Annotated in this window: 23 protein-coding genes and 1 pseudogene; 11 read left to right on the forward strand and 13 right to left on the reverse strand. The window is 62.2% G+C overall.

Annotation, left to right across the window (positions count from 1 at the left end):
- A pseudogene (locus NKH70_RS07595) lies at positions 1 to 441 on the forward strand (hypothetical protein); the annotation flags it as partial.
- 115 nt (positions 442 to 556) lie between these two features.
- On the opposite strand, the gene NKH70_RS35775 reads toward NKH70_RS07595, so the two are convergent.
- From NKH70_RS35775 to NKH70_RS07640, 8 genes are all read right to left on the reverse strand, one after another.
- Positions 557 to 1,213 carry a Vgb family protein gene (locus NKH70_RS35775; RefSeq protein WP_502908329.1) on the reverse strand — a complete coding sequence of 219 codons (657 nt, stop codon included), beginning with the start codon at positions 1,211 to 1,213 and terminating at the stop codon, positions 557 to 559.
- Positions 1,122 to 1,496: a hypothetical protein gene (locus NKH70_RS07610; RefSeq protein ID WP_353025141.1), complete on the reverse strand. Its 375-nt coding sequence runs from the start codon at positions 1,494 to 1,496 to the stop codon at positions 1,122 to 1,124. Before NKH70_RS07610 ends, NKH70_RS35775 begins: the two co-directional genes overlap by 92 nt.
- A gap of 981 nt (positions 1,497 to 2,477) precedes the next feature.
- Entirely contained in the window at positions 2,478 to 2,984 is a 507-nt protein-coding gene (locus tag NKH70_RS07615) for an L-2-amino-thiazoline-4-carboxylic acid hydrolase (protein ID WP_353025045.1), read from the reverse strand.
- Entirely contained in the window at positions 2,981 to 3,772 is a 792-nt protein-coding gene (locus NKH70_RS07620; protein ID WP_353025046.1) for an ATP-binding cassette domain-containing protein, read from the reverse strand. The genes NKH70_RS07615 and NKH70_RS07620 overlap by 4 nt, the downstream gene beginning before the upstream one ends.
- Positions 3,769 to 4,755: an ABC transporter ATP-binding protein gene (locus NKH70_RS07625; protein WP_353025048.1), complete on the reverse strand. Its 987-nt coding sequence runs from the start codon at positions 4,753 to 4,755 to the stop codon at positions 3,769 to 3,771. The genes NKH70_RS07620 and NKH70_RS07625 overlap by 4 nt, the downstream gene beginning before the upstream one ends.
- Positions 4,752 to 5,582, reverse strand: coding sequence for an ABC transporter permease (locus NKH70_RS07630; protein WP_353025049.1), 831 nt, complete (start codon positions 5,580 to 5,582; stop codon positions 4,752 to 4,754). The genes NKH70_RS07625 and NKH70_RS07630 overlap by 4 nt, the downstream gene beginning before the upstream one ends.
- The gene (locus NKH70_RS07635; protein WP_353025050.1) at positions 5,579 to 6,565 is read right to left on the reverse strand and encodes an ABC transporter permease; all 987 of its coding nucleotides are present in this window, start codon (positions 6,563 to 6,565) and stop codon (positions 5,579 to 5,581) included. The genes NKH70_RS07630 and NKH70_RS07635 overlap by 4 nt, the downstream gene beginning before the upstream one ends.
- A gap of 277 nt (positions 6,566 to 6,842) precedes the next feature.
- Positions 6,843 to 8,453: an ABC transporter substrate-binding protein gene (locus tag NKH70_RS07640; protein WP_352910506.1), complete on the reverse strand. Its 1,611-nt coding sequence runs from the start codon at positions 8,451 to 8,453 to the stop codon at positions 6,843 to 6,845.
- A gap of 365 nt (positions 8,454 to 8,818) precedes the next feature.
- Here NKH70_RS07640 and NKH70_RS07645 point away from each other — a divergent pair, with 365 nt between their 5' ends.
- The gene (locus tag NKH70_RS07645) at positions 8,819 to 10,006 is read left to right on the forward strand and encodes a M24 family metallopeptidase (protein WP_352714077.1); all 1,188 of its coding nucleotides are present in this window, start codon (positions 8,819 to 8,821) and stop codon (positions 10,004 to 10,006) included.
- An 11-nt stretch (positions 10,007 to 10,017) separates the two neighbouring features.
- Here NKH70_RS07645 and NKH70_RS07650 read toward each other — a convergent pair whose 3' ends face one another.
- Genes NKH70_RS07650 through NKH70_RS07660 form a run of 3 tightly spaced genes read right to left on the reverse strand, consistent with a single transcriptional unit; the run spans position 10,018 to position 12,511 of the window.
- Positions 10,018 to 10,437, reverse strand: coding sequence for a cupin domain-containing protein (locus tag NKH70_RS07650; protein ID WP_353025052.1), 420 nt, complete (start codon positions 10,435 to 10,437; stop codon positions 10,018 to 10,020).
- A 26-nt stretch (positions 10,438 to 10,463) separates the two neighbouring features.
- Positions 10,464 to 11,303: a phosphoenolpyruvate hydrolase family protein gene (locus NKH70_RS07655; RefSeq protein WP_352714075.1), complete on the reverse strand. Its 840-nt coding sequence runs from the start codon at positions 11,301 to 11,303 to the stop codon at positions 10,464 to 10,466.
- A gap of 11 nt (positions 11,304 to 11,314) precedes the next feature.
- On the reverse strand, positions 11,315 to 12,511 hold the full coding sequence (locus tag NKH70_RS07660) for a Tm-1-like ATP-binding domain-containing protein (protein WP_352714073.1): 1,197 nt from the start codon (positions 12,509 to 12,511) through the stop codon (positions 11,315 to 11,317).
- Between the two features lie 106 nt (positions 12,512 to 12,617).
- Here NKH70_RS07660 and NKH70_RS07665 point away from each other — a divergent pair, with 106 nt between their 5' ends.
- The 8 genes from NKH70_RS07665 (at position 12,618) to NKH70_RS07700 (ending at position 19,762) form a co-directional block, all read left to right on the forward strand.
- Entirely contained in the window at positions 12,618 to 13,313 is a 696-nt protein-coding gene (locus NKH70_RS07665; protein ID WP_352714071.1) for a TetR/AcrR family transcriptional regulator, read from the forward strand.
- A gap of 359 nt (positions 13,314 to 13,672) precedes the next feature.
- Positions 13,673 to 14,989, forward strand: coding sequence for an ABC transporter substrate-binding protein (locus NKH70_RS07670; RefSeq protein WP_023722314.1), 1,317 nt, complete (start codon positions 13,673 to 13,675; stop codon positions 14,987 to 14,989).
- Positions 14,990 to 15,063: 74 nt separating this feature from the next.
- Positions 15,064 to 15,969 (forward strand): carbohydrate ABC transporter permease, encoded by a 906-nt coding sequence (locus tag NKH70_RS07675; protein WP_023722315.1) that lies wholly within the window; start codon positions 15,064 to 15,066, stop codon positions 15,967 to 15,969.
- A 1-nt stretch (position 15,970) separates the two neighbouring features.
- The gene (locus NKH70_RS07680) at positions 15,971 to 16,930 is read left to right on the forward strand and encodes a carbohydrate ABC transporter permease (protein ID WP_352714069.1); all 960 of its coding nucleotides are present in this window, start codon (positions 15,971 to 15,973) and stop codon (positions 16,928 to 16,930) included.
- Entirely contained in the window at positions 16,927 to 17,148 is a 222-nt protein-coding gene (locus NKH70_RS07685; protein WP_352714068.1) for a hypothetical protein, read from the forward strand. The genes NKH70_RS07680 and NKH70_RS07685 overlap by 4 nt, the downstream gene beginning before the upstream one ends.
- A complete protein-coding gene (locus NKH70_RS07690; protein WP_352714066.1) occupies positions 17,145 to 18,248 on the forward strand; it encodes an ABC transporter ATP-binding protein in 1,104 nt (367 codons plus the stop codon). The genes NKH70_RS07685 and NKH70_RS07690 overlap by 4 nt, the downstream gene beginning before the upstream one ends.
- Positions 18,248 to 19,351 carry an ABC transporter ATP-binding protein gene (locus NKH70_RS07695; protein ID WP_352714064.1) on the forward strand — a complete coding sequence of 368 codons (1,104 nt, stop codon included), beginning with the start codon at positions 18,248 to 18,250 and terminating at the stop codon, positions 19,349 to 19,351. The genes NKH70_RS07690 and NKH70_RS07695 overlap by 1 nt, the downstream gene beginning before the upstream one ends.
- Positions 19,352 to 19,480: 129 nt before the next feature.
- Positions 19,481 to 19,762: a hypothetical protein gene (locus tag NKH70_RS07700; protein ID WP_352714061.1), complete on the forward strand. Its 282-nt coding sequence runs from the start codon at positions 19,481 to 19,483 to the stop codon at positions 19,760 to 19,762.
- A 12-nt stretch (positions 19,763 to 19,774) separates the two neighbouring features.
- On the opposite strand, the gene NKH70_RS07705 is transcribed toward NKH70_RS07700, so the two are convergent.
- Positions 19,775 to 20,755, reverse strand: a complete 981-nt coding sequence (locus NKH70_RS07705; RefSeq protein ID WP_352518055.1) for an AraC family transcriptional regulator — start codon at positions 20,753 to 20,755, stop codon at positions 19,775 to 19,777.
- Positions 20,756 to 20,845: 90 nt separating this feature from the next.
- Between NKH70_RS07705 and NKH70_RS07710 the strand changes: the two genes are divergently transcribed.
- Complete coding sequence (locus NKH70_RS07710; RefSeq protein ID WP_352469246.1) at positions 20,846 to 22,069, forward strand: MFS transporter; 1,224 nt, start codon at positions 20,846 to 20,848, stop codon at positions 22,067 to 22,069.
- Here NKH70_RS07710 and NKH70_RS07715 read toward each other — a convergent pair.
- Complete coding sequence (locus NKH70_RS07715; RefSeq protein WP_352714055.1) at positions 22,066 to 22,413, reverse strand: GFA family protein; 348 nt, start codon at positions 22,411 to 22,413, stop codon at positions 22,066 to 22,068. The two genes, NKH70_RS07710 and NKH70_RS07715, sit on opposite strands and share 4 nt — an antisense overlap.
- Positions 22,414 to 22,478 lie beyond the last annotated feature (65 nt).

The following is a 22,478-nucleotide window of genomic DNA, read 5'->3' on the forward strand; positions in this document are numbered from 1 at the left end:
AAGCTCCTCGGCTCCTTGCTTCAGTGTCAGTATGTCTCGCTCATCACCTCAAGCCGCGCCAGATGGGGTCAGCTTGGCGCTTACGGTAGCCCTACGGCGCCGGGTTTTTGTTTTGGGGCGTGCTGCCAAACACCGGAGAGCACCGCGGGCGGGACGGAGTTTCACGTCCTCGCCGGCACCCGAATGTGCTGCATGGATACAGCTCTCTTCTCGTCGATCCATCCTGATTTTGCAGACGCACACGAGGCCGCCAACCGATGGACCTATCCTTTTGCGTGCTGCAAGGGCGATCCTGAGGATGGAGACCGCCAAAGAATTCCTTACGCTGCAGTGAAGACTCGACCGAACGGCTTCGTGGTAACTCTCTACCCTGGCGACCACCACCGGATCACCACGGAGGAAGACGTGAACTGCTTTTTCGCTCCTCCTGAAGGAGTTTGATTTCTAAAGCGGAAGGTCCGGAAGGGGTCGATAGTGTTGAAACCCCATCGGTTATCCGCCAATAACGGACAGAATCGAGTTCGCGCCAAAAGCTCAAGAGCCACGCGGCAACGAACTATTCCGGCGGCTTGATGCGGAAGATCGAGTTGCCGGAGATCCATAGCGAACCATCTCCATAACGGATACCGTCGCCTAGGTACACTCCGAATGGGCGCTTGAACTTGCCACTGAACGAGTTCGTATTCGGGTCAATGCGAATGACCGGGACGAGTATCGTTGATACCCAGACAAAGCCGCCTCCGGCTGCTATATCTCCGCCCTTTCCGGCGGCGTCAGCCTCGATGGTGGCGAGAAGCTCACCGGTTTTGCCATCGATCCGCTGGACGGTTCCGTCGCCCTGATTGAGGACCCAGATCGATCCTTCGCCGGACGTCAGGAACCGCGGCTCTGGGTTGAGAGCAGTTGTCGTAACGATCTGATTCGTTTTCGGATCGACACGGTACAATTCACTCTTCGCAGTTCCTGTAACCCAGACGGACCCGAAGTCTGCGACTACGCCGGAGCTGGCAGATGGCAGCGGTACCTTCGCGACCTCGTTCCCAGTCTGAGCATCATAGCGAGCCAGGATCTGGCCATTGCTACCGGTGACGGCCCATACGGCACCTTCACCGACTCCGATGCTACCTTCGCTGTCGAATAGGAGGGACGGTATTTGCAGGACGATTTTGTTTGCGTGCGGGTCTACCTTGTAAGATTGTCTTGCTGCCGACATCCGGCACCCAGACGGCGCCCTCGCCGACGGAAATCCCGCGGTAACTGCCGACAGCCCCCTCAATGGGAATGTCGGCAACAGAGTTGTCGTCTGGATTGATCCGAACAAGCTTACGGCCACTCATCATCCAGAGAGAGTCAAAACCGAAGGCTAAGAAATCGCCGCCACGCTCTATTGTCGCTTCTATGAGCACCTCAGGGGGTTTTTCGGGAGCTGCCGGAGTTGCCCAAGCCGAAGCTGCTATCGAAAAAGCGATTGCGTATGTTGCTGTTTGGATTCCCATTTGCCCCTCCATCAGGGGAATTCCACCTCGCCGTACTGGCTCTGGTCATTCCAAGTAGCGGCCAACCGCAAGCCCCCCTGGCATCACGGCTACGATGGTTGTGTTCAAGCGTCTTTCGCTTGGTGCGGCCGGCTAGCTAGATCATATACTTTGGACGGCAGCACCGGAAGCCGAAACGCTCCGAGGCCTTGCGGAGGGATCCGACAGCATCCAGCTCTCAGGCGCCAGGACTTTCGAACTCTTTCGGTTTGGAAAGACGCTCCTTCTTGGAAATGAGCATACGTCGCACGCCCTTAGCCAGGCCACTCGGCGGCTGGTTCATAGTACACGTACCGACATCGCCGCTGCTGAAATGAGTGTAAGAAGTACGCGAGAGAGAAGCTCAGCATTTCTTGTCGGTATCTCTTCAGCCGCGCAGTTCCCGATGAGGATCATGGCGCCGATCGCTACCGTGCTTTCAGCCCGGCTTAACGGGCTTACCAAAGGCAGGCCCTCCTTGCTTCTTCTCGCCACCGCTCATCCCTTCCTTTTGAGAGCGAGCGGTGGCTCCAGACGAAGCAGGCGGTGAAGAATTCGGGAGACTTCCGAACGGCGGGAGGAGGGGACTTGTAAACTTCTTTAGGAATCAAGTGGTTACATGGTATAAGAAAACGTGCGTTGGCCACGAATCAGGCGCACAAACTCGCACAAATCTTCGCACAAATATTATGACTACCGATCTTTTGATTTAAATTTCAATTACTTAAGTAATTGGCTGTCCGACTCATAACCTGAAGGTCACGGGTTCAAATCCTGTCCCCGCAACCAAATACGAAAACGGCCCGCCTTGTGCGGGCCGTTTTCGTTTTGATATCGAACCCCGGTAGCCCTACGGCGCCGGGGTTTTTGTTTTGGGGCGTGCTGCCAAACACCGGAGCAGCGCGCGCGGGGACGGAATTCCACAATCTCGCCGACACCTGAATGTGCTGCATGGATGCGGCTCTAGCCGGCATCCCGGTTGGTCAAGGCGATGTGGCAGCAACCGGAACCGTGGCCCGGCGTCCAGGTGACGTTGTCGAAGCGCACTCCGGTGGCTTCGAACATGCCACGGTCGAAGGCGCCGGCGATGCGGCAGAGCGTGGCGAGCTTCTCGTCGCCGACGCCGGCTTCGACCCAAGCGTCCTTCAGCGGACAGCGCCTGACCTTGAAGACGATGCGGTCCGGACCGCGTTCTACGTCGGTCGGATACATGCGGCCGCCATCCGGGCTGACGGCGAGGAACGCCTCGCCGATCGCCGGTGCGTCGTTTGGGCCGAAATCGGCGAAGGCCGCCGCCGCAACCTCCTTGCCGCGCCGTTCGATGGTGCTGATCATGATCGCCTCAGCCTTTTCCGCGCCAACTTCCGCGGTTAGCTCGTCGAGCAACAGACGATAGAGATCGGCGCGGTTGCGGAAGGCGGAATCGAGTTCGCGCGACAGTTTTTCGGCTCGGGCTTCGGCGTCGGTCATGATGCGTCCTGTTCGATCCTCGCCAGTCTTGGCGCCGCCGCCACCAGTGCCTTGCCGATCGCGGATTGCGGCGCGTCGATGATGCTGCGGGCATCGCCGCTCTCGGCAATGCGCCCGGCGTCCAGAATGGCGACGCGGTGGGCTATGGCACGGACGACAGCGAGATCGTGCGAAATGAACAGATAGGCGATGCGCTCCTCGCGTTGAAGGTCGAGCAGCAGCCGCAGGATCTGCGCGCGCACCGAAACGTCGAGCGCCGACACGGCCTCGTCGAGCACGACCAGCGACGGTTTCGTGGCGATGGCGCGGGCGATTGCAATGCGCTGGCGCTGACCGCCGGAAATTTCGTGAATGGCGCGGCCGGCGAGACCGGAGCTCAGGCCGACGCGTTCCAGCAGAGCTGCAATACGGCGCGGGCGCTCGGGGCCAGAGGCAATATGATGGATGCGCAAGGGGTCGTCGAGTACACGCGCCACTGTGGCGCGCGGGTTCAAGGCGGCGAGCGGATCCTGAAACACCATCTGCAGACGGCCGCGCCGGCCGCGCAAGGCAGCGCCGTTCAGCGACAGGAAATCGCTGCCTTCAAATTCGACCTGGCCAGCGTCGGCGTCGATGAGCCGCAGTATGAGCCGAGCTATCGTCGACTTGCCGCTGCCGGAAGGTCCGGCCAGCGCCAGCGTCTCGCCGGGTTCGATGTGGAAGGAAACGTCGTCGACCGCGGCGATGATCTTGCCGCCGCGACTGTATCGTTTGGTCAGGCCGGAAACGGCGAGCAGCGGGTTGGTCATGTTCGCCGCAACAGCGGCTCGGCGTCGAGGCCGAGATGAGCGCCAAGCAGCACACGAGTGTATGCGTGACGCGGCGCACTGACGATTTGGGCGGTCGAACCGAGCTCGAGCAGCTCGCCATGCCGGAATACCGCGATGCGCTCTGCCAGCTCGGCGGCCAGCGCGATGTCGTGGCTGACGAACAGCAGCGTCATGCCGTCCTCGGACACAAGTCGCCGGATCAGCCCGACGATCTCGGCCTGCACGATCGTATCCAGCGCGCTGGTCGCCTCGTCGGCGATCAGCAGTTTCGGACCGGCAGCAATCGCCGCGGCGATCGCCACGCGCTGCTTCTGGCCGCCTGAGAGCTGGTGCGGGAAGGCGCGCAGGGCAGCGTCCGGATCGGGCAGGCGGACGCGCTCGAGCAGGGTTTTTGCCTTGGCATAGGCGTCTCGCCAACTGAGGCCGAGATGGGTGTAGGCGACTTCCGCGATCTGCTTGCCTATTGGCATCACCGGATCGAGACTTGCGGATGGGTCCTGGAAAATGAAGCCGATGTCCAGGCCGCCGAGGGGACCGAATTTAGGTTGGCGTCCCGTCGCACCCCCCTCTGTCCTGCCGGACATCTCCCCCTCAAGGGGGGAGATCGGCAGTTCCGCAGCCGGTTCCTTTCGGCCTGCTTCGGTGATTGGCGAAGGCAGATATGAAAGCGCAATCTCCCCCCTTGAGGGGGAGATGTCCGGCAGGACAGAGGGGGGTGCCTTGGCACCAAACATTGGCGGCGGGCGCAAGAGCCAATCGATGCGGCCTTCGATCCTGGCGGTGGCCGGCAGCAGCCCGGCAATGGTCAGCGCCAGCGTGCTCTTGCCCGAGCCGCTCTCGCCGATGATGGCGAAGCGCTCGCCGGCGGCGACGTCGAAGCTGATATGTCTTAGCGCCGCCACCTCGCTGCCATCGCGGCGATAGGTCACCGTCAAATCGCGGATCGAAAGCAGCGCCGTCACGACAGGCTCCTTCTCACCGCGGTCGTCTCGACGACGCCTTCGCCGGCGAGATAGACGCCGAGCACGGTCAGCACGAGCGCTACGCCGGGAATGATCGACAGGAAGGGCGCCGTGCGCAGCACGGCGCGGCCTTCGGCAATCATGCCGCCCCAGGTCACGCGGTTGGGGTCGCCGAGGCCGAGAAACGAAAGTGCCGCCTCGGTGAGGATCGCGGCAGCGACGATCACCGACGACAATGCCAGCACCGGCGGCAATGCGTTGGGCAGCACTTCGCGAAAGGCGATCTCCAGCGGATGCATGCCGATGACACGGGCGCCGGCGACAAAATCGCGCTCGCGGATCGACAGCACTTCGGCGCGGGCGACGCGCGCCGGTCCGGTCCATGCGCCAAGCGCGATCGCCGCGACGACGACGCCGAGCGACGGCCCGACGACACTGACGAAGGCCAGCGCCAGCAGGAAGCTCGGCACGGTCTGGAAGGCGTCGGTGACGCGCATAAGCACTTCGTCGACGAGGCCGCCGGCAAAGCCGGCCAGCGTGCCGACTATCGCGCCTACGGCAAGGGCTGCGGCTGCCGCCGCCAGCCCGACCGCCAGCGAGGTGCGGGCGCCGTGGAAAAGCTCGGCCAGCACGTCGCGGCCGAGCCGGTCGGTGCCGAGTGGCAGCGACCAGTCCTGGAACGGCGGCAGCAATGCCGGCCCGGCAATCGCCTGCGGATCGCCGGGAAAGAACAAAGGTGCGGCAAGCGCCACGGCAAACAGTGCCGCCAGGATAATCGCGCCGGCGATCGCTTCCCACGTCCGAAGAAAGCGGCGAAGCGGGTTCACGCGCCGGCCTCACTGGCCCCGACGCGCGGATCGAGGAAGGCGTAGGCGATGTCGACGAGAAGGTTGATGATGACGACCAGAACGGCGCTGACGAGAATGATACCGAGCAGCAACGGCGTGTCGCGCGCGGCCACTGCTTCCTGCGCCAGCCGGCCAAGGCCTGGCACGGAAAAGACGCCTTCGATGACGACGCTGCCGCCCAGCATTTGCGCGGACTGCAGGCCGAACATGGTCACCAGCGGCAACAACGCGTTGCTGGCGACATGGGCGAGCACGATGCGTCGGCGGGAAAGTCCCCTGGCGCGAGCGGCGAGGACAAAATCCTGTCGCCAGACCTCGGCCATGCCGGCGCGCATCATGCGCAGATAGAGCGCGAGATAAATGAAGCCGAGCGCCGAAGCCGGCAGGACGAGATGGCGGGCGATATCGGCGGTGCGATCGAGGCCGGTCTTGGCCGAGGCGATACTCTCGATGCCGCCGATCGGAAACCAGCGCAGGTCGACGGCGAAGACAATGATCAGCACAAGCCCGAGCCAGAAGCCCGGCACGGCATAGAGCGCCAGCGAACCGATGGAGAGGAAGCGATCGCGGAAGCTGCCGGGCCTGGCACCGGCATAGATGCCGAGCGCCGAGCCGAGACCGAAGGAGAGCGCGGTGGCGCTGCCCATCAACAGCAGCGTGTTGGGCAGGCGCTCGAGGATGACATCGCGGATCGGCCGCGAAAAGGTGACCGATTGGCCGAGATCGAGATGCAGCAGCGCCCAGAGGTAGTTGGCCAGTCGCGTCAGCTCGGACTGGTCGAGGCCCCAGCGATGGCGCAGCAGTTCGATCATGCCGGCGTCGCCGCCGGTCGACACGATATAGGCATCGACCGCGTCGCCGGGAGCGGCTTCGAGCAACAGGAAGGTGCCGATGACGACAATCAGCAGCACGAAGATGCTGCCGACGAGACGGCGGCGAAGGAAGATGACAGCGCGGGTCATGGCGGCGCCGTCTGCTTAGCGATGCGCCGATCAAGAGAAATGCCGCGCCTGAACACCCCCCTCTGTCCTGCCGGACATCTCCCCCTCAAGGGGGGAGATCGGTAGTCACTCGCCGTGGCGCCAATCGCAAACATCGTTGACGGAAGGGCCAGCGTCAAAGCAAACCAATCTCCCCCCTTGAGGGGGAGATGTCCGGCAGGACAGAGGGGGGTATCGTCGAGCACGGACATTACCAACTTCACCTATTGGCGAAGGTCAATCTCAATCTACCCGCAGCTTACCCCTCCAGCCAAGTGTCCGCCCAGTTCGATACCGCCCAGCGCGGGTTGTTGGCGATGTTCTTGACCGTGTCACGTGCGACGCTGATGAAGCTCCATTCGGCGACGTTGATCAGTGGCAGGTCGGCGGCGACTTTTCTTTGGAACTCCTTGTAGAGTTCGGTGCGGGCGGCGGTGTCGAGCGTCTCCGATGCCTTGGCGATCAGGGCGTCGAGATCGACGTTCTTGTAGCCACCCTGGTTGGAGAAGGGCACGCCGTCGGGAATGCCGCTCTGCACCAGGATGGTGGTCGAGATCGCCGGATCGCCGCGGAACACCGGCGGCCCGACCGCAAGGTCGAAGGCGTGGTCGGTGTAAACAGCCTTGATATGCGCGGCCGAGTCGTTGTTGACCAGCTGGGCGTCGATGCCGATGGCGGCGAGCGCCTGGCGCAGATAGTCGCCGAACTGCTTGGTCTCGTTGAAATAGGGCGCCGGCAGCAGTTTCAGCGAAAAGCGCTTGCCGTCATCGCCTCGGCTGTAGCCGGCCTCGTCAAGCAAGGCGTTGGCCTTGGCGACGTCGAAGGCGTAGGTCGGCACGTCGGCGGTGTAGAACTGCGGGTCGTTTTTCGGCACCGGGCCAGTGGCGGTCGCGGCATAGCCAAGGAATACCGTCTTGACGACGAAATCCTTGTCGATGGCGTGAGCGATCGCCTGGCGTACTTTCAGGTCGGCCAGCTCCTTGCGGCGATGATTGATCTCGACGACGAGCTGATAGGTCAGCCCTTCATAACCCTTGGTGATCACCTTGAGACCGGGCACTTTGGAGATGCGGTCGAGATCGGCCAGGGGCACGGCGGAGAAGGCGGCGAGCTGGATCTCTTCGGCTTCCAGGGCGCTGGCCGCCGACGTGCGGTCCGGCAGCACCTGATAGATGATCTCGTCGAGATAGGGCTCGTCCTTGCCCCAATAGTCGGTGTTCTTCTCCAGCCGGTAATATTCGCCGGGCTTGTATTCGGCAAATTTGAACGGTCCGGTGCCGACCGGGGCGTTGTTGGCCGGGTTGTCCTCGATCTTTCCGGTCTCGTAGATGTGCTTGGGCACCACGCTGCTCAGCGCCGGCAAGGCGTTGCGGATCAGCTGGAACGGGGTCGGCTTGGCGAATTTGAACACGGCGGTGACTTCGTCCGGCGTGTCGACTGCCTCCAGATCCTTGAACACGGTGCGGCCGAGATTCTGCAGCGGCTTCCAGACCTGCAGCGCCGAGAAGGCGACATCGGCTGAGGTGAAGGGCTTGCCGTCATGCCATTTGACGCCCTCGCGCAGTTTGAACGTCACCGACAGGCCGTCGGCGGCACCTTCCCAGCTGAGCGCCAGCCGTGGCTCGAGCCCGTCCTTGCCGCCGAAGGAGGCCTCGGCCAAGGTTTCCACGATCTTGCTCGAAATGAAGAAGACGCCGTTCGAGGCGACAATCGCCGGATTGAGATTGCGCGGCTCGGAATCAGCGGCGACAACCAGTCGTCCGCCCTTTCTCGGCGTCTGCGCCGAGCCGATCGTCGGCATGGCGGTAGAGGCCAGCAGCAATGCCGAACCGGCCAGCATCGTACGTCTGGAAATGGTGAACTCTGGCATGATCGAACTCCGTCCTCTCCGCGGACCCGGCCGGGTCCGCCGTACCCCTCGGACGCTCGTAAGCATCCTGCAAAGCTGATTATGGGCCTTGTCCGGGGTTTCGCCAGAGACGGAATTGGCGCATCCCCACGTGGCTTTGAAATTTCCGTCCGCTGGACCAGTTATACAGAAACGGTTCGATGCGCGGTTCTGGCAAGACCAGACTGGAGTAAAGTGCAGCAGGTGGAGCAGCTTTTGGGGCTGGTTCGCCCGTTCTGGCTGGACCAGATCGGGCAAAATGATGCAGATTTAAGCATAGCCGAGGATCAGAGCCGGAAAAGCCGGTGCCGGCGAGCGGCCGGCTAAGGGATTTCAGGGAGAGAGACATGAACATTGCCCCAGGCAAGAATGCCGTCGGCAGCGTGCCGTTCGACCAGGCCAGGGTGGACGGGCTGATGGAGGAAGCCGGCATCGACGTGCTGCTCGCCACCTCCAAGCACAACACGCAATATCTGCTTGGCGGCTACAAGTTCATCTTCTTCGCCGCCATGGATGCAATCGGCCACAGCCGTTATCTGCCTGTCGTCGTCTATGAGAAAGGCGGGCCGGAGCATGCCGCCTATATCGGCAACCGCATGGAGGGCGGCGAGCACCAGAACCATCCGTTCTGGACGCCGACACTGCATGCCGCCTGCTGGGGTACGCTCGATGCCGCCAATCTGGCGGTCGAGCATTTGCGAAAGATCGGCAAAGACAATGCCCGCATCGGCATCGAGCCCGCCTTCTTGCCGTCCGACGCCTATATGCTGATCCGCAAGGCGCTGCCGGATGCCAAGCTGATCGACGCGACTGATATGCTGGAGCGCATGCGGGCAATCAAAACCGAGGCGGAGCTGGAGAAGCTGCGCATCGCCTCCGAGCTGATCACCGATTCTATGCTGGCGACCATTGGCTGGGCACGCGAAGGCACGACGAAGAGCGAGATCATCGAACAGCTTAGGCGCGAGGAAACCAATCGCGGCGCGCATTTCGAATATTGCCTGCTGACGCTAGGCTCCAGTCACAACCGTGCCGCCTCGCCGCAGGCGTGGAAGAAGGGCGAGGTGATGTCGATCGACTCCGGCGGCAACTACCACGGCTATATCGGCGACCTCTGCCGCATGGGCGTGCTGGGTGAGCCTGACGCCGAACTCGAGGATCTACTAGCCGAGATCGAGACAGTGCAGCAGGCGGCCTTCTCCAAGGTCAAGGCGGGCACGCTGGGCGGTGACATGATTTCTCATGCCGAAGGCGTGCTGAAGAAATCCAAGGTTGCGGCCTACACTGATTTCTTCGCGCATGGCATGGGGCTGATCACGCATGAAGCGCCGTTCCTGATGACCAACCATCCGGTGACCTATGAAGGCACCTATGCCGCAAAGCCGCTGGAGAAAAACATGGTGCTTTCGGTTGAGACGACCATGCTCCACCCGACGCGCGGCTTCATCAAGCTGGAGGATACGGTGGCGGTGATCGATGCCGGTTACGTCATGTTCGGCGATCGGGGCAGGAGCTGGAACAGGGGCGGGGGTTAGGCGCTTCTATCTCACTTCCCGCCCGGCGGGATCAACCCGAAATCCGGCAACTCCCGCAAGGCCAGTTCCGGCCCGGCCGGCGAGTAAACGACGAAAAGCTGCATCGGCCCGTCGCCGGTATTGAGCGTCGAATGGAAGCGGCTTTCCGGCACATAGATGGTGCAGCCGGGGCCGACCTTCTCGACGACCGGGTTGCCCTTCTCGTCTTCAACCATCTGCTCGCCATTGCCTGAGATGACAAAGATGATCTCCTCGGCACCCGGATGGTTATGACGCGTATGGCCCTTGCCTGACGGCAGGTCGACGACACCACCGGAAAATCGCTTTGCGCCGTTCACTTCGGGAGCGACCGTCAGCGACAGCCTGCCCCAGTCTAAGCCGAAGGCGCTGACATCTTTTGGGTATACGAATACCTTGCTGTTGTCGGTCATCGTCCCACCCTTCTTTTTGCTGGTCTCTACGCAGCGCCGAACGTGACGGCCTTGAAATCCGCCGTCTGCCTGGCGATCGAGGCTTCCGCCGGCAGCCGCTCCATCGAACTGGCGCCATAGAACCCGTGCAGGCCCTTGCAGCGCTCCAGAATATATCTGGCGTCGTCCGGCATCGAGATCGGCCCGCCATGGCAAAGCAGGATTATATCCTCGCGCACTGAGCGTGCCGCTTTGGCGATGGCGTCGATCTCGCTGACACAGTCGTCCAGCGATTTAGCCGATGTCGCGCCGATCGAGCCGCCGGTGGTCACCCCCATATGGGCGACGACGATGTCGGCGCCGGCTTTTGTCATGGCGCGCGCCTCATCGGGGTTGAAGACATAGGGCGTGGTCAACAGGTCGAGTTTGTGCGCTTCGGCAATCATGTCGACCTCGAGCCCGAAGCCCATGCCGGTTTCTTCAAAACTCTGCCGCATCTGGCCGTCGAACAGTCCGATGGTCGGAAAGTTCTGCACGCCGGAAAAGCCCATCGTCTTCAACTCGGCCAAAAGCAGCGGCATGATGACGAAGGGATCGGTGCCGTTGACGCCGGCCAGCACCGGCGTCTTCTTCACTACCGGCAGCACTTCGTAGGCCATTTCCTTGACGATCTCGTTGGCGTTGCCATAGGCGAGCAGGCCGGCGGCCGAGCCGCGCCCGGCCATGCGGTAGCGGCCGGAATTGTAGATGATGATCAGGTCGATGCCGCCGGCTTCCTCTGCCTTGGCCGACAGGCCGGTGCCGGCACCGCCGCCGACGATCGGAACGCCGTCCGCGATCATCTTACGGAATTTCTCCAGGATTTTCTTGCGCGGTATGGCGGTCATGTCTTGGTGTCTCACTGTCTGGCGATGTCGAGGAAGGCCGTTGTGGCAGCCCAGGCGAATTCGGGGTCGTTGATGTGCAGCGGCAGGCGCAGCACGCTCCGCGTTTTGGCGGGTTTGATGGTACGCTCGATCGCCTCGAACAAAGCTGCATCGGCTTCAGGGTCGAAGAAGGCGCCGCCTTCGATGTCGAGCGCCGACACGCCTTTCTCCGGAATGAGGAAACGGACCGGACCCTGGCAGAGGCTCAGCCTTGTACCGATCCATTCGCCGATCGTTCTGCTTTCGTCGGCAGTGGTGCGCATCAGTGTGACGTTTGGATTGTGCTCATAGAACAGCCGGCCGCGATAGCGTTCCGGAATTGTCGGCGGCGCCCAGAAATTGACCATGTCGAGCGCGCCGACCGAGCCGACATAAGGCAGCCCGGTGCGGGCGATGGCACCAAATCGATCTTCGGTCGCCGGCAGCACGCCGCCAAACAGCAAGTCGCAGACTTCGGTCGTTGTGATGTCGATGACGCCGGACAACAGGCCGCTGTCGGCCAATTTTTCCATGGTGCGGCCGCCGGTTCCGGTGGCATGAAAGACCATGCAGTCATAGGTGGAACGAAGCTCATCGGCGATCGCGGTCACGCATGGCGTGGTGACGCCGAACATGGTCAGGCCGATCGAGGGTCTGCCGTCGGCCGGCGGCGCCGGCTTTGCCGCCATGCCTGATATCGCCTGGGCGGCATTGTGCAGCACGACACGCGAAAGCCGGTTGAGGCCGGCCATGTCGGTCACCGACGGCATCATGACGATGTCGGAGACGTCGACGTAAGGCGCGGTGTCGCCGGAGGCCAAGGTCGAAACCATGATCTTGGGCAGACCGAGCGGCAGCGTGCGCATGCCTGCAGTGATGATCGAGGTGCCGCCGCCGCCGCCGATGCCGATAATCCCGGCAATATCGCCGCGCGATTGAACAAACCGGGCAAAGGCGGTGGTCATCGCCGCCACCGCGGTGCCGCGATCGTCGATGCCGAGCACGGCACCGCGACCCTCGGGATGGTGGCTGGCGACCTCGCCTGCCGAAACATCGACCGGCACGGTCGCGCCGCGTGTTCCGATGTCGACGCGGACAATCGAAGCGCCGGTAGCCGCGACCGCATCGGACAGAAATGCGAGTTCCTCACCCTTGGTGTCGGCGGTGCCCACCACATAGATGCGCTTCATCGCGTTTCCCCGGTCTTGGGCGTGCTCGGCGCTGCCGCCCCTTTGCCCGGCCGTTCGACGGGCGAAGGGCCATTGCAATTTTTTGAGACGCGCGTATCGTATTGACATGGATGTCTCACGTCAACAAGCGACAGTGAACGACGACGCCGGCCAAGGGCCGAACCCGCGGGTAGAGCGCGGGGCCCGCGCGCGCACCAGGCGTCTCATGCTGGAGACGGCGACAAAGCTGATGCAGGCGGGCGCCACGCCCTCCGTCAGCGAGGTGGCGGAGGCAGCGGAAGTCTCCCGCGCCACCGCCTATCGGTATTTTCCGAGCCAGGCGGCGCTGGTGCAGGCGGTGGTCGATGAGGGGCTTGGGCCGATCCTTACCTGGAAATCGAGCTCTGCCGATCCCGAGCGCCGGGTCGCCGAGCTGTTCGAGACCGCCATGCCGCGCATCGAGGTCTTCGAAGCGACGTTCAAGGCGGCGCTGAAACTGTCGCTCGACCAGTGGGCGCAGCGACAGGCAGGCACGCTTGACGGCGAACCTGCCTTCACGCGCGGCCATCGCGTCGATCTTTTGAAAGATGCGATCGCGCCACTCAAAGGCCGGTTGCCGCCGCGCGAATTCAAGCGGCTCGCGCAGGCGCTGTCATTGATCTTCGGTGTTGAGATGCTGATCGTATTGAAGGATATATGGGGATTGGATAGCCGCAGTATGATGTCGGTTGCGCAATGGGCGGCCGGCGCTCTGGTGCGCGCGGCTATGACCGAATCGATGATTGAAGGAGATGGGATCGCGCCGACGTCGGCCGCTAGATAACGCCAATCTGGTTCGACCAGATTTTCAACCTGACTATTCATACTACTAGCGATGCAGCGGCCCAAGCAAGGCATTCATGTATCAAGGAGTAGGAAAATTCAGAGAAAACAGGCAGATATCGCAGAAACCAACTTGTCTGCGTGTCCGCCACCGTCCAAGAAAGGGCTTGACGTTCGTCTGAAATTGGTAATACCAGATCAGGGCAAATAAAGCGGATCAAAGGGTGAAGGCTAAGATCCGTTTCGGTCGAACGAGGAGGCTCAAAAACCGGAACGGTGCCGTCACGGGAGGACTACCAGGGCCGGCCTCGCCGCCGGCTCGCATGACGCGGTAGAATGCGCACAAGGGAGGAAATCATTATGCGCAAGACAATGACCAGCTTGCTTGCTGGTATCGGCCTAGTGCTCGCCTGCGGAACGTCCGTCTACGCGCAGGAAAAGGAACTTACAATCTTCTGGGCGGAATGGGATCCGGCCAATTACCTGCAGGAACTCGGCAACGAGTACGAGAAGGAAACCGGCGTCAAGATCACGGTGGAAACCACACCGTGGCCCGACTTCCAGACCAAGGCCTTCACCGAGTTCAACGCCCATGGCGACGCCTATGATATGGTCGTCGGCGACTCGCAATGGCTCGGTGCCGGCTCGACCGGTGGCCACTATGTCGACCTGACCGACTTCTTCAATAAGCACAAGGTCGGCGACGTGATGGCACCGGCGACGGTGAAGTACTACGCCGAATATCCGGGCGGCAGCAGCAAGTACTGGGCCATTCCACTTGAAGGCGACGCCGTCGGCTGGTCCTACCGCAAGGACTGGTTCGAGGATCCGAAGGAAAAGGAAGCCTTCAAGGCCAAGTATGGCTACGATCTCGACGTGCCGAAGGATTTCAAGGCGCTGCGCGACATCGCCGAGTTCTTCTACCGGCCGGACCAGAAAAAATACGGCATCGCCATCTACACCGACAATTCGTATGACGCGATGGCGATGGGCTTCGAAAACGCGCTGTTTTCCTTTGGCGGCGAGCTGGGTGATTATAAGACCTACAAGGTCGACGGCTTCATCAACTCCGACAAGGCGATCGCGGCGCTCGACGCCTACAAGGAACTCTACAAGTTCACGCCTCCGGGCTGGGCCAAGTCGTTCTTCGTCGAGGACAACCAGGCGATCACTGAAAACCTGGCCGCGATGAGCATGAACTACTTCGCGTTCTTCCCCTCGCTGATCAACGAGGCGTCGAACCCGAATGCCAAGAACACCGGTTTCTTCGCCAATCCTCCCGGCCCGAACGGCGACCAGTTCGCCGCACTCGGCGGTCAGGGCATCTCCATCGTTTCATACTCGCAGAAGCAGGAAGAGGCGACGAAGTTCCTGGAATGGTTCATCAAGGACGAGACCCAGAAGAAATGGGCAGCGCTTGGCGGCTACACCTGCAGTGCCGCCGTGCTCAAGTCGCCCGAATTCCAGAACGCCACGCCCTACAACAAGGCGTTCTACGAGACCATGTTCAAGGTCAAGGACTTCTGGGCGGTTCCGGAATATGCGGAACTGCTGCAGCAGCTCAACCAGCGCATCTATCCCTACATGATCGGCGGCGAAGGCACCGCCAAGGAGACGCTGGACGCACTGGCAGCCGACTGGAACGCGACCTTCAAGAAATACGGCCGCGGCCAATAAGTTTGAAGTTTCACGGAGGGGGCGTTCGTGCCTCCTCCGTTTCTTTTTCTGATTTTTGAACCGGGAGCAGGGTCTTGGCGACCACGATGATCACCACGCTGGACAGGTCTTCGCGGGCCGCCGCTCGCGGTCTAAGCGACATTTCGATCCGCAATCTCTTCATCATCCCGACGATCCTGTTTCTGATCGTCTTCAACATCTTCCCGCTGATCTATTCGCTGGGCTATTCGTTCACCGATTTCCGCGCCTCGACCAGCGCGGCGGCGAATTTCGTCGGGCTGCAAAACTATCGCGACCTGCTCAGCGATCCCTATGTCTGGTCCAACTTCGCCATCACCGCAAAATACGTCATCATCTCGGTCGCCGGCCAGCTGCTCGTCGGCTTCGGCGTGGCCATGCTGCTCAACCGCGACATTCCGCTCAAGGGCCTGCTGACGACGCTCCTGTTGTTGCCGATGATGCTGTCGATGGCCGTCGTCGGCCTGTTCTGGAAGCTGCTCTACGATCCGTCCTTCGGCATCATCAATTATGCGCTGGGCCTCGGCACCTTCGAATGGCTGTCGGATCCGAAAATGGCGCTCTATGCGGTCGCGCTGACCGACATCTGGATGTGGTCGCCCTTCGTCATGCTGTTGTCGCTGGCCGGCCTGTCGGCCGTGCCCAAGCATCTCTACGAGGCAGCCGCGATCGACAGGGCCGGGCCGTTCTACACCTTCTTCCGCATAACGCTGCCGCTGGTTGCGCCGATCCTGATGATCGCGGTCATCTTCCGCACCATGGAGGCGTTCAAGACCTTCGACCTCGCCTACATCCTGACCAGCCAGCCGACGGCCGAGCTGATCTCGATCCGGCTCTACAAGATGGCGTTCCAGGAATGGCAGACCGGGCGTTCCTGCGCGCTCGCCTACATCGTGCTGATCATGGTGCTGGCGATCACCAACATCTATGTCAAATACCTCAACAAGGTGAAGGAGCGCTGAGATGGCCGCAGTCCGCACTTCTTCCGAAATCAGCTTCAACCGGGTCGCTATCGTCGCTGTTCTGCTGGTGACGATCATCTTCCTGGCGCCGATCTACTGGATCGCCTCGACGGCGTTCAAGCCGCGCAACCTCGCCACCACCATTCCGCCGACGGTGGTTTTCCAGCCGGAGATATCGCCCTTCGTCAAGTTGTTCACCAAGCGTTCGCAGCTGCGCAGTCCGCCGTCGCCGGAGGAGTACGCGGCCGCGCCGTGGTGGGAGCGCGTCGTCTTCAATGGCGGCGAAAAGATCGTGCGCGACGGCAAGGGCCAGGTGCAGTGGTCGGGCTATCCGAGCCGTTTCATGAACTCGCTGATCGTTGCCATAACCTCGACCGTCCTGGCCGTCGGCATGGGCACCTTCACCGCCTATGGGTTCTCGCGCTTCAAGGTAAAAGGCGAGGCGGACCTACTGTTCTTCATCCTGTCGACACGCATGCTGCCGCCGGTGGTCGTCGCCATTCCGATGTTCCTGATGTACCGGGCGGTCGGCCTCAACGATTCCCATATCGGCCTGATCATCCTTTACACTGCCTTCAACCTGTCCTTCTCGGTGTGGCTGATGAAAGGCTTCATGGACGAGATCCCCAAGGAGTATGAGGAGGCGGCCCTCGTCGACGGCTATACGCGCATGGAGGCCTTCTTCAAGATCGTGCTGCCCGAGGCCGCCACCGGCATCGCCGCCACCGCCGTGTTCTGCTTTATCACGGCGTGGAACGAATATGCCTTCGCACTGATCATGACCAGCCGCCGTGCCCAGACAGCACCGCCCTTCATCCCCAGCCAGGTCGGTTCCGGCCTGCCGGACTGGACGGTGATTGCCGCCGGAACCTTCCTGTTCCTGCTGCCGGTGGCGATCTTCACCTTCCTGCTCCGCAACCATCTGCTGCGCGGCATGTCGTTTGGAGCGATCCGCAAATGAGCTTTCGTGCCATCAACCAGAAATATCTCGAACCAGGCTCTCAAGTGCTGATGGTGCTCGGTATCATCGCGCTCTGCCAGCCGTGGAACATGCTGCTGCACAGCTATGGCGTGACCATCATCCTGATCGGCCTGATCGGCTTCAACATCACCTCCAAGATCGCGCCGGAGGAGAAGGCCAGCACCGGGCAAGGGGCAAATCCGGGGGCACAGCATTGACCCAGATCGAGCTTCGCGGCGTCCAGAAATATTTCGGCGCCGTCCAGGTCATCAAGGACCTCAACCTGAAGATCGACGATAACGAGTTCATCGTGCTGCTCGGCCAGTCGGGCTGCGGCAAGACGACGACGCTCAGGGCGATTGCCGGGCTGGAGACGATCGACGGCGGCGACATCCTCATCGACGGCAAGCCGGTCCAGCACCTCAAGGCCGCCGACCGTGACATCGCCATGGTCTTCCAGTCGTTCTCGCTCTATCCGCATATGAGCGTCTATGAGAACATCGCCTTTCCGCTGAGAGCGACGCGCAAGAGCAAGGCCGAGATCGACAGCGAGGTGCGCTCGGTCGCCAAGACGCTGCAGATCAGCGATCTCCTCGCCAAGAAGCCGTCGGCGCTGTCGGGCGGCGACATGCAGCGCGTGGCGATCGGCCGAGCCTTGGTGCGGCGGCCGAAGGCGATGCTGATGGACGAGCCGATCGGGGCGCTCGATGCCAAGCTGCGCGAGGAGATGCGGGCCGAGATCAAGCGGCTGCACATCAAGCAGGGCTCGACCAGCATCTACGTTACCCACGACCAGATCGAGGCGATGAGCCTCGCCGACCGCATCGTCATCATGCATGAAGGTGTGCTGCAGCAGGTCGGCTCGCCGGACGAGGTCTATTCGCATCCAGCGAATCTTTTCGTCGCGCAGTTTGTCGGCAGCCCGGTGATGAACGTCGCCGACGCTTCGGTGACCGAGAAAGCCTCATCGGCCTCGGTCACGGTCGGCGATGCGGCCGCCGGTTTCGAATTCCCGCGCGCCTTGCTGTCGAAGCTCAACGGCCATGCCGGCAGCCAACTCGCGCTCGGCATCCGGCCGGAAGGCGTCCTCGTCCGCCGCGAAGCCGCCGAGGGATTCTTGCCGGTGGAGACGCAGATCGTCGAGCCGCTCGGGTCCTTCGACATCGTCGACCTCAAGGTCGGCTCCAAGATGCTGCGTGCGCGCACCAAGAGCGGCTTTATCGGCGGCCCCGGCGAAAGGGTCTTCGTCAGAATCGATCCCAGCCAGGCGCATTTCTTCGACACGGCGAGCGGCAAATCGCTGGGAGTGAGACTCTGATGGCCCACATCCAGCTCAAGAACATCTCGAAGAAGTTCGGCAACCACACCGCCTTGACCGGGCTTGATCTCGACATCGCCGATGGCGAGTTCTTCGTCCTGCTTGGCGAGACCGGCGCCGGCAAGACGACGACGCTGCGCATGATTGCCGGCCTGGAAAAACCGAGCGAAGGTCAGGTCTTCATCGACGGCGTCGATGTCGCAGACTGGGGTGCGGCCGAGCGCGACGTGGCGCTGGTGTTGCAGCAATATTCGCTTTATCCGCGCTATACGGTGCGCGAAAACCTCGAATTTCCGCTGAAGCCGAAGATCCGCCGGCTGCCCGATGCCGAGATCAAGGATCGTGTCGACCGCGCCGCCAGGACGCTGCGGATCGAGCATCTGCTCGACCGCAAGACCGACAGGCTTTCAGGCGGCGAGATGCAGCGCGTCTCGATCGGTCGCGCCATCGTGCGCAAGCCGCGGGTATTCCTGATGGACGAGCCGTTGTCGGCGCTCGACGCCAAGTTGCGCGAGGCGCTACGCACCGAATTGAAGAACCTGCAGATGCAGCTTGGCGCCACCTTCCTGTTCGTGACGCACGATCAGATCGAGGCGATGTCGATGGGGGACAAGGTCGGCGTGCTCAACCATGGCCGCATCGTCCAGACCGGCACGCCGTACGAGATCTACAACAATCCGCGCGACACCTACGTGGCGAGCTTCGTCGGCTCGCCGCCGATGAATCTCATCGACGGCAAGCTTGTCAACGGACGTGCGGTGATGGCGCCGCTCAATTTCGAATTGCCGTTTGCGGGGGGTGCCAAGACTCCGGGGGGTGCCAAGACGGGCGCGGCGACCGACGGTCGCCCGCTCGTCTTCGGTATTCGTCCCGAGGACGTCTATCTCGAGACCGGCGCGCCGGTCGAGGCGCGGGTCCATGACGTCGAGAACCATGGCGTCGAGAAGATCCTGACGCTGCGGGTCGGCGACGCCATGCTGCGCGCCACCGTGCCGGCCAGGACCGACGTCCAGATAGAGCAGCCGGTGCGCTTTGCCTGGAACCCGGACAAGGTGGTGCTGTTCGACAAGGGCAGCGGAATAAGCCTGCGTCACGCCAGCTAAATGCCCTGGGCCATCCGCATCCCCCGTACGGGGGATGCGGATGCTCCGATTTGTCGAGTAGGCTGATCCTTCGGTCCCAAAAAGGGATTTGCACGCCCAATTTGGAGACCCAAATACGGAGGGTTGGCTATGGGAAATCTGTTACGCAGTTTTGCGACGATCCTGCTTGTCGCCGGTATGGGATTGTCGGCCGCGCATCTGGGCGAGGCGCAGGCAGCCAAGAAAGTTGTCGCCGGCGCGCAGGTCGACGCCAAGAAGATCAAGGACCTCAGCGGCGCGGTCAATCTGTCCACCAGTGACTGCAAACTGTTGTTGAGCGGTACCGTCGTCGAAGTCTCGGATGGCAGGTGCGGGGCTTCCGGCAAATATTGCAAGAGTAGCGCCGGCTCGGCCTGCATCACCGAGCAATAACCCGGCCAATGTTTAGCCGGCCTGGCGGATCTCCGCCTGTTCCTCGGCCCGAAAATGGCTGGGCGGCGATCCGATGACCCGCTTGAAGGCGCGGCTGAAGGAGGCGTCGGATTCGTAGCCGAGGCGCGCCGCGACGACGGAAATCTTGAGCCGGTCACGGACCAGCCATTGCCTCGCCTGGTGCATCCGCACCTGCGTGACGTACTTTGCCGGTGTTTCGCCGACAATGGTCGCGAAGCGCTCGGCGAAACCTGATCGCGAGGCACCCATCATCTTCGCCAGAGCCTCCACCGTCCAGTCGCGGTTCGGTTCGAGATGGATTGCGGCCAGCACCCGGCCGATCTCGCGGTCCCTGACCGCCGCGATCCATCCGGAAGAGTCGCCGCAGCCGCGCTCGACCCATGAGCGGATGACGGTTGCGGCAAGCACATCGGCCAGCCGCGCCAGGATGCCGCCGGAGCCGACGCGTTCCATCGTCACCTCGCGGGCCATCGCCTCCAGCAAATGCGGGATACCTGGCTCATAGACCTCCAACTCATGTGCGCGCATCACGTCCGGCATCATGCCGAGCAAGGGGTGCAAGCCATCGAGATTGAAATACATGCTGCCGAAAAACAGCAAGGTGCCCGGACGGCAGCCGGGCACGCCGTCATTCGACATGCAATAGACATCCTTGCAGATTTCCTCGACCTCATAGCCGTGGATCGGCGCCGCCTCGATACCCGGCTCACTCGCCAGCGTGTGGGCTGAACCGCGTGGCAACAAGGCAGCGTCGCCCGCCTTGAGTTCCACCCATTCGCCGGACGGTTGCAGCAACCAGCAGCCTTTGCGGCCGATGAAATGAAACCGTGCCGCCGCCTGAGCCGGAAAATGGATGCCCCAAGGTTCCTTCATCTCGCAACGGCCGTAATCGACACCTTCGAGACGCAATCCGCGCAATATGTCCGTCAGCGGATCGCCGGTGAGGGGAATTTTGGACGAACTGTCAAACATAATGGTGTTTCTAGCATGGAAACTCCAGCTAGTCACTCCCTATGTTGCATTGCAGCTAGATGCTGCGCTGCAACAGACCGGAGATCCCTCATGACCGAACCCGCGACAGGCGTCATGGACGCCGTTCTCGACCCATCGGAAACCGGCGAACGGTCCGAACCGGCATGGGGGGCGGTGGTCTCCCTGGCGCTCGGAGTCTTCGGCCTGGTGACCGCGGAATTCCTGCCCGCCAGCCTGCTGACGCCGCTTGCGCAGGATCTCGGCATCACCGAAGGCGCCGCCGGGCAGGCGGTAACGGCCACCGCCGTCATTGGCGCGATCGCGGCGCCGACCATGGCCATTGTCACCAAGCGGCTGGACCGCAGGCTGGTCATGTGGGCGCTGACGGTGCTGCTTGTGCTGTCAAACCTGGTGGCCGCGTTTGCATCGTCGCTTCCCGTTCTTCTGATCGCCCGCATCATGCTCGGGATCAGTCTTGGCGGCTTCTGGTCGATGTCGGCAGCCATGGCGATGCGGCTCGTTCCGATGCGGCTGATGCCGCGTGCCATGTCGATCATCCTCACCGGCGTCTCGGTGGCGACGGTCTGTGCGGCTCCGGTCGGCGCCTATGTCGGCGACATCTGGGGATGGCGGACAGCGTTCATGATCGCTGCCGTGGTCGGCGCGCTGGCGCTGCTGGTGCAGGTGGCTACCATTCCGAAGCTGCCGCCGGCAGGTACGGCAGGTTTTCGCACGCTGCTGGAGGTGATGAAGCGGCCGATGATCAGGGTGGCACTGCTGGTGGTGTTGCTGGTCGCCTCGGGACACTTTGCCGGCTTCACTTATGTCCGCCCGTTTCTCGAGAAGGTGCCCACGCTGGACATCGAGACGATCTCGCTTGTGCTGCTCGCCTACGGCATTGGTGGCTTTTTCGGCAATTTCGCCGGCGGCTTTATCGCCGAACGCAGCCTCAAGGCAGCCGTCAGCCTGGCGCCTCTGCTGATCGCGTTTTCGGCGGTGTTGCTGCTGGTGGTCGGAGCCTCACCCGTGGTGGCTGCAATAGCAGTGGCCAGCTGGGGCTTTGCCTTCGGCGCGGTGCCGGTCGGGCTGCAGACCTGGCTGGTGCGGGCCGCCCCCGATCAGGCGGAAAGCGCCGGCGGGCTGATGGTTATGACATTTCAGGTCGCCATCGCGTTGGGCGCCGTCTTCGGCGGCCTGCTGGTCGACAATGCCGGCGTTGCCAGCGCCTTCGCCTATTGCGCGGCGGCGACGTTGCTTGCCGCCCTGGCGGCGTTCTTCCTTGGCCCGAAGCCGATCGACGATCCCAAGGCCTAAACTGAACGGCCGTCGAAGTCGAAGACCGGCACGGCGGCGACGTCCAACGCCTCGATGCAATGAATATTGATATAGGCACTTCGCCCGCTCCCTTCGCCGACATCCTCGGCGAAGGGGTGAATGCCGCAGCTGCGGCAGAAGCGGTGGGCGATGACATGGTTGCCGAAGCTGTAGCGGCCGAGATCATCGCCCCAGGCAAGTACCCGCATGCTCTCATGCGGCACTGCCCATAGCAGTGCACTCTTGCGCGAGCAGATCGAGCAATTGCACCGAACGGCTCCGGTCAACTCGCCTTCGACCTCGAACGCGACCTTGCCGCAGTGGCAGCTGCCTTGGTAGAGCATCGGGCCTTCCTCCTTCGGTTCGACAGGTGCAAATCCGACCGTGCCGGGCTATGTCTCCTGCGGCC

The sequence above is a fragment of the Mesorhizobium sp. M0991 genome (assembly GCF_040318915.1).
Taxonomy (GTDB): domain Bacteria; phylum Pseudomonadota; class Alphaproteobacteria; order Rhizobiales; family Rhizobiaceae; genus Mesorhizobium.

Coding starts and splice junctions, on each gene's coding strand:
- NKH70_RS07700 (WP_352714061.1), top strand. CDS start 19,481: ATGGGAAATCTGTTACGCAGTTTTGCGACGATCCTGCTTGTCGCCGGT.
- NKH70_RS07670 (WP_023722314.1), top strand. CDS start 13,673: ATGCGCAAGACAATGACCAGCTTGCTTGCTGGTATCGGCCTAGTGCTC.
- NKH70_RS07620 (WP_353025046.1), bottom strand. CDS start 3,772: ATGACCAACCCGCTGCTCGCCGTTTCCGGCCTGACCAAACGATACAGT.
- NKH70_RS07680 (WP_352714069.1), top strand. CDS start 15,971: ATGGCCGCAGTCCGCACTTCTTCCGAAATCAGCTTCAACCGGGTCGCT.
- NKH70_RS07685 (WP_352714068.1), top strand. CDS start 16,927: ATGAGCTTTCGTGCCATCAACCAGAAATATCTCGAACCAGGCTCTCAA.
- NKH70_RS07655 (WP_352714075.1), bottom strand. CDS start 11,303: ATGACCGCCATACCGCGCAAGAAAATCCTGGAGAAATTCCGTAAGATG.
- NKH70_RS07640 (WP_352910506.1), bottom strand. CDS start 8,453: ATGCCAGAGTTCACCATTTCCAGACGTACGATGCTGGCCGGTTCGGCA.
- NKH70_RS07615 (WP_353025045.1), bottom strand. CDS start 2,984: ATGACCGACGCCGAAGCCCGAGCCGAAAAACTGTCGCGCGAACTCGAT.
- NKH70_RS07710 (WP_352469246.1), top strand. CDS start 20,846: ATGACCGAACCCGCGACAGGCGTCATGGACGCCGTTCTCGACCCATCG.
- NKH70_RS07635 (WP_353025050.1), bottom strand. CDS start 6,565: ATGACCCGCGCTGTCATCTTCCTTCGCCGCCGTCTCGTCGGCAGCATC.
- NKH70_RS07650 (WP_353025052.1), bottom strand. CDS start 10,437: ATGACCGACAACAGCAAGGTATTCGTATACCCAAAAGATGTCAGCGCC.
- NKH70_RS07695 (WP_352714064.1), top strand. CDS start 18,248: ATGGCCCACATCCAGCTCAAGAACATCTCGAAGAAGTTCGGCAACCAC.
- NKH70_RS07610 (WP_353025141.1), bottom strand. CDS start 1,496: ATGGGAATCCAAACAGCAACATACGCAATCGCTTTTTCGATAGCAGCT.
- NKH70_RS07645 (WP_352714077.1), top strand. CDS start 8,819: ATGAACATTGCCCCAGGCAAGAATGCCGTCGGCAGCGTGCCGTTCGAC.
- NKH70_RS07665 (WP_352714071.1), top strand. CDS start 12,618: ATGGATGTCTCACGTCAACAAGCGACAGTGAACGACGACGCCGGCCAA.
- NKH70_RS07705 (WP_352518055.1), bottom strand. CDS start 20,755: ATGTTTGACAGTTCGTCCAAAATTCCCCTCACCGGCGATCCGCTGACG.
- NKH70_RS35775 (WP_502908329.1), bottom strand. CDS start 1,213: ATGTCGGCAGCAAGACAATCTTACAAGGTAGACCCGCACGCAAACAAA.
- NKH70_RS07660 (WP_352714073.1), bottom strand. CDS start 12,511: ATGAAGCGCATCTATGTGGTGGGCACCGCCGACACCAAGGGTGAGGAA.
- NKH70_RS07715 (WP_352714055.1), bottom strand. CDS start 22,413: ATGCTCTACCAAGGCAGCTGCCACTGCGGCAAGGTCGCGTTCGAGGTC.